At 71.4% G+C, this 3,560-nt stretch carries 4 protein-coding genes; 1 reads left to right on the top strand and 3 read right to left on the bottom strand.

Annotation, left to right across the window (positions count from 1 at the left end):
- Nucleotides 1-2,099 (top strand): OmpL47-type beta-barrel domain-containing protein (locus SACSA_RS23440; RefSeq protein WP_019818837.1); only part of this gene is annotated, 2,099 nt, incomplete at its 5' end.
- 111 nt (nt 2,100-2,210) lie between these two features.
- Here the strand turns inward: SACSA_RS23440 and SACSA_RS0116545 are convergent.
- From SACSA_RS0116545 to SACSA_RS23435, 3 genes are all read right to left on the bottom strand, one after another.
- Nucleotides 2,211-2,600 carry a type II toxin-antitoxin system VapC family toxin gene (locus SACSA_RS0116545; RefSeq protein ID WP_019818833.1) on the bottom strand — a complete coding sequence of 130 codons (390 nt, stop codon included), beginning with the start codon at nt 2,598-2,600 and terminating at the stop codon, nt 2,211-2,213.
- Nucleotides 2,597-2,878, bottom strand: a complete 282-nt coding sequence (locus SACSA_RS0116540; RefSeq protein WP_019818832.1) for a type II toxin-antitoxin system Phd/YefM family antitoxin — start codon at nt 2,876-2,878, stop codon at nt 2,597-2,599. Before SACSA_RS0116540 ends, SACSA_RS0116545 begins: the two co-directional genes overlap by 4 nt.
- 48 nt (nt 2,879-2,926) lie before the next feature.
- A partial coding sequence (locus SACSA_RS23435; RefSeq protein WP_157596948.1) for a DUF2399 domain-containing protein occupies nt 2,927-3,560 on the bottom strand: 634 nt, incomplete at its 5' end.

Below are 3,560 nucleotides of genomic sequence, written 5' to 3'. Positions count from 1 at the left end.
CGGGTCCGGCGGTGCTCGGCATGCTCGTCGCGGCGTTGTGGCTCGCTCCGGCTTCGGCCATGGAGCAGTCGACCGGCGCCGCGTCCACGGGTGAGGCCACGGCCGCGCAGGACCAGGTGCTGACGTGGACCGCGGACGACCGGCTCGACGCCTACGCGTCCGCTCCGGAGACGGCCACGGCGGGCACCGCGACGATCGTGTTCGAGAACAGCACCGCCACCGGCAACACCACGGGTGTCGCCCACACGCTGACGTTCGACACGAGCACGCCGGGCTACAACCACGACGTCGACCTCAACATCGTGGCGAGCCCGTTCGACGCCGACCAGGGCAGGCACGAGGCCCAGGTGGAGCTCTCCCCGGGCACCTACCGGTACTACTGCGACATGCCCGGGCACGGGCAGATGGTCGGCGAGCTCGTCGTCACGGACGGCTCCGGCGGCGGCGACACGACGCCGCCGGACGTCTCGGCGGAGGTGACCGGTGAGCGTGATGCCGACGGTGCCTATGTGGGCTCGGCGACGGTCGCGCTGTCGGCGACGGATGAGTCCGGTGTGGACAGTATCGAGTACGAGCTCGACGACACCGGCTTCCAGCCGTATTCGGAACCGGTCTCGGTGGACGAGCCGGGTGACCACTCGGTGCAGTACCGGGCGACCGACACCGAGGGCAACACCTCGTCGGTGGGCTCGGTGTCGTTCACCGTGGTGGAGCCTGATCCGGGTGACACGACGCCGCCGGAGGTTTCGGCGGAGGTGACCGGTGAGCGTGATGCCGACGGTGCCTATGTGGGCTCGGCGACGGTCGCGCTGTCGGCGACGGATGAGTCCGGTGTGGACAGCACCGAGTACGAGCTCGACGGAGCCGGGTTCGCGCCCTACTCGGAGCCGGTGGTCGTCGACGAGCCGGGTGAGCACACCGTGCGCTACCGTGCCACCGACAGCGTCGGCAACACCTCGTCGGTGGGCTCGGTGTCGTTCACCGTGGTGGAGCCCGATCCGGGTGACACCACACCGCCGGAGGTCTCCGCGGACGTCACCGGTGAACAGGACGCCGGGGGCAACTACCTCGGGTCGGCGACGGTGACGGTGTCGGCCACCGACGCCGAGTCGGGTGTGGCCTCGATCGAGTACGCCCTGGGCGAGGAGGGCTTCACGGCCTACGACGGCCCGGTGACCGTCGACGAGCCCGGCGACCACGCGGTGCGCTACCGCGCCACCGACGAGGCGGGCAACGTCTCGGAGGCGGGCTCGGTGTCGTTCACCGTGGTGGAGCCGGAGCCGGGTGACACCACCCCGCCGGAGGTCTCCGGGGACGTCACCGGCGAGCAGGACGCCGACGGTGCCTACGTCGGGTCGGCGACGGTGACGGTGTCGGCCAGTGACGCCGATTCGGGTGTGGCTTCGGTGGAGTACGCCGTCGGCGACGAGGCGTTCCAGCCGTACACGGACCCGGTGGTGGTCAACGCCGCGGGCGAGCACACCGTCCGGTTCCGCGCCTCGGACAACGCGGGCAACACCTCGGAAGCGGAGTCTGTGTCGTTCACCGTCGTGGATCCGGTGCCTGAGGACGCGACGCCGCCGGAGGTCTCGGCGGAGGTCACCGGCGAGCGGGACGCCGACGGTGCCTACGTCGGGTCGGCGACGGTGACGGTGTCGGCCAGTGACGCCGAGTCGGGTGTGGCCTCGGTGGAGTACGCCGTCGGCGACGGCGAGTTCCAGTTCTACGAGGGCCCGGTGACGCTGGACCGCCCGGGGGACTACACCGTGCGGTTCCGTGCCACCGACAACGCGGAGAACACCGCCGACGGTGATGTCTCGTTCACCGTGGTCGCGGGCGGGGACGACGCCTGCCCCGACTCGGACACCCGGGAGACGGTCGTCATCGGTGACCACGACACCGGCGTGGCCAACGTCGACACCGGCAACGGGTGCACCGTCAGCGATGTGATCGACGCCGACGGCGAGTACGCCAACCACGGCGCGTTCGTCGACCACGTCGCGGAGGTGTCCGACGAGCTGGCCGAGGCCGGCATCATCGAGAAGCGGGACAAGGGACGCCTCGTGCGTGCCGCCGCCCGCTCCGACGTGGGCAAGTGATCATCGGTAGGTGAGGGACAGCAGGGGCGCCCCGGATCCGTCCGGGGCGCCCCACTCGCGTTCGAGGGCGTCGTGCGGCAGTGGCTCAGGCCGCACGGCGAGCACGGTGCTTCAGCAACCGGGTGCCGTCGTGGCCAGCCGCACGGCCTCGGCCGCGGACCCGAGTCGATGATCGTAGGTGACGAACCGGGTTAGCTCGTCACCGAGCAGCAGTGCGGATGCGAGGTGAAGTGCGTCGAGGCTGCGCAGCTGGTGCTCGGTCTCGGACGCGAGGGCGATGGTGGCGCTGGAGAGCGGCAGCAGGTCGAGCCCGGCGATCGCGGCTCGGGCCGTGGGCAGGTGTTCCGGGGCGATGCGCCGGGTGGCGAGCGTCACCTCGACCTTGGCGAGTTCACTGCTGCAGACTGGCTCGGTGTGGTCGCCGAGCCAGTCGCGCAACGCGTCGGTCTCCGCCTCCCGGACGACGAGTTTGAGCAGAGCCGAGGAGTCCAGGTAGATCACAACCGCTCCTCGCGCAGCTCGTCGAGAACGGAGAGCGTCGACTGTGCGCTGCTCGCCGGAGGTGGTTCCGGTAGGTGCCGGAGGCCGTCCGGGTTCGCTGCGGGGATCAACGTGCCTTGGGCGATCAGCCTGTCCCGCGCAGCCGTCGTCCGATGCGGCGGTGCGAGTAGCGCGACGAGCTCGCCGCGATCCGTGACCTCCACGGTTTCCCCCGTTCGTACTCTCGCCAGGTAACGGGACGCGTTCTGCCGCAGCTCCCGGACACCGATGCGCTCCATGGTCCGACCGTAGCACGGAAAGTGCTACGCTGAATGTAGCACGGTACTTCACATGTCGATCCAGGGGGTCGCGAGGGGTCGGCTCGGGACGGCCCACGGTCGCGCACCGGCGTCGGTACGGTCCCCCGGCGGTGCGGCTTCGGCGAGGTCGTCGAGCAGGCGGGTGGCGACCTGCTCCTCGGCCACCACCCGGTCGTGTGACCGGATCGCCGGGGCGAGGTCCGCATCCCACGGCGCGTCGGTGACCCGGCCGGGGGCGGGCGACGGAACGTCGGTGCGGAGGCCGTCGAGGTAGTCGCCGGTGCCCATGCGCCACGGCCGCGCACCGGTCCGGTCCGCCACGTGGGCCACGATGCGCAGGCCGTCGCCGTCGAAGTCGCCGTGGTGGTGCAGTCGGGTGCCGAGGTCGGCGGCGCGGCGCAGGGTGCGCAGGACCGCGCTGTTCGGCCAGCCCGAGGTACACACCAGCGGTGGGCACCGGGTGCCGAACCGGCGCAGCGCCATCGCCAGGATGCTCGGGTTCTCCACAACCCACATCTCCGGCGGCGCCCAGGTGATCTCGCTGTCCCTGAGCTGGGCCAGCGTCAGCGCCGCGGCATGACCCGCGTCGGCGCAGGCGCGGGCCACCGCGCACGCTGGACCCGTCCCGTCCCAGCGCAGACCGGCCACGAGCACGGTGCTG

It is taken from the genome of Saccharomonospora saliphila YIM 90502 (genome assembly GCF_000383795.1).
In the GTDB taxonomy this organism is placed as follows: Bacteria; Actinomycetota; Actinomycetes; order Mycobacteriales; family Pseudonocardiaceae; genus Saccharomonospora; species Saccharomonospora saliphila.
Note: the sequence above shows the minus strand (reverse complement) of the source record. Positions and strands in the feature narration are given on the sequence as shown.

Bases quoted from the DNA above. Each gene is read 5' to 3' on its own strand.
- SACSA_RS0116540 (WP_019818832.1), bottom strand. From the start codon at position 2,878: ATGGAGCGCATCGGTGTCCGGGAGCTGCGGCAGAACGCGTCCCGTTAC.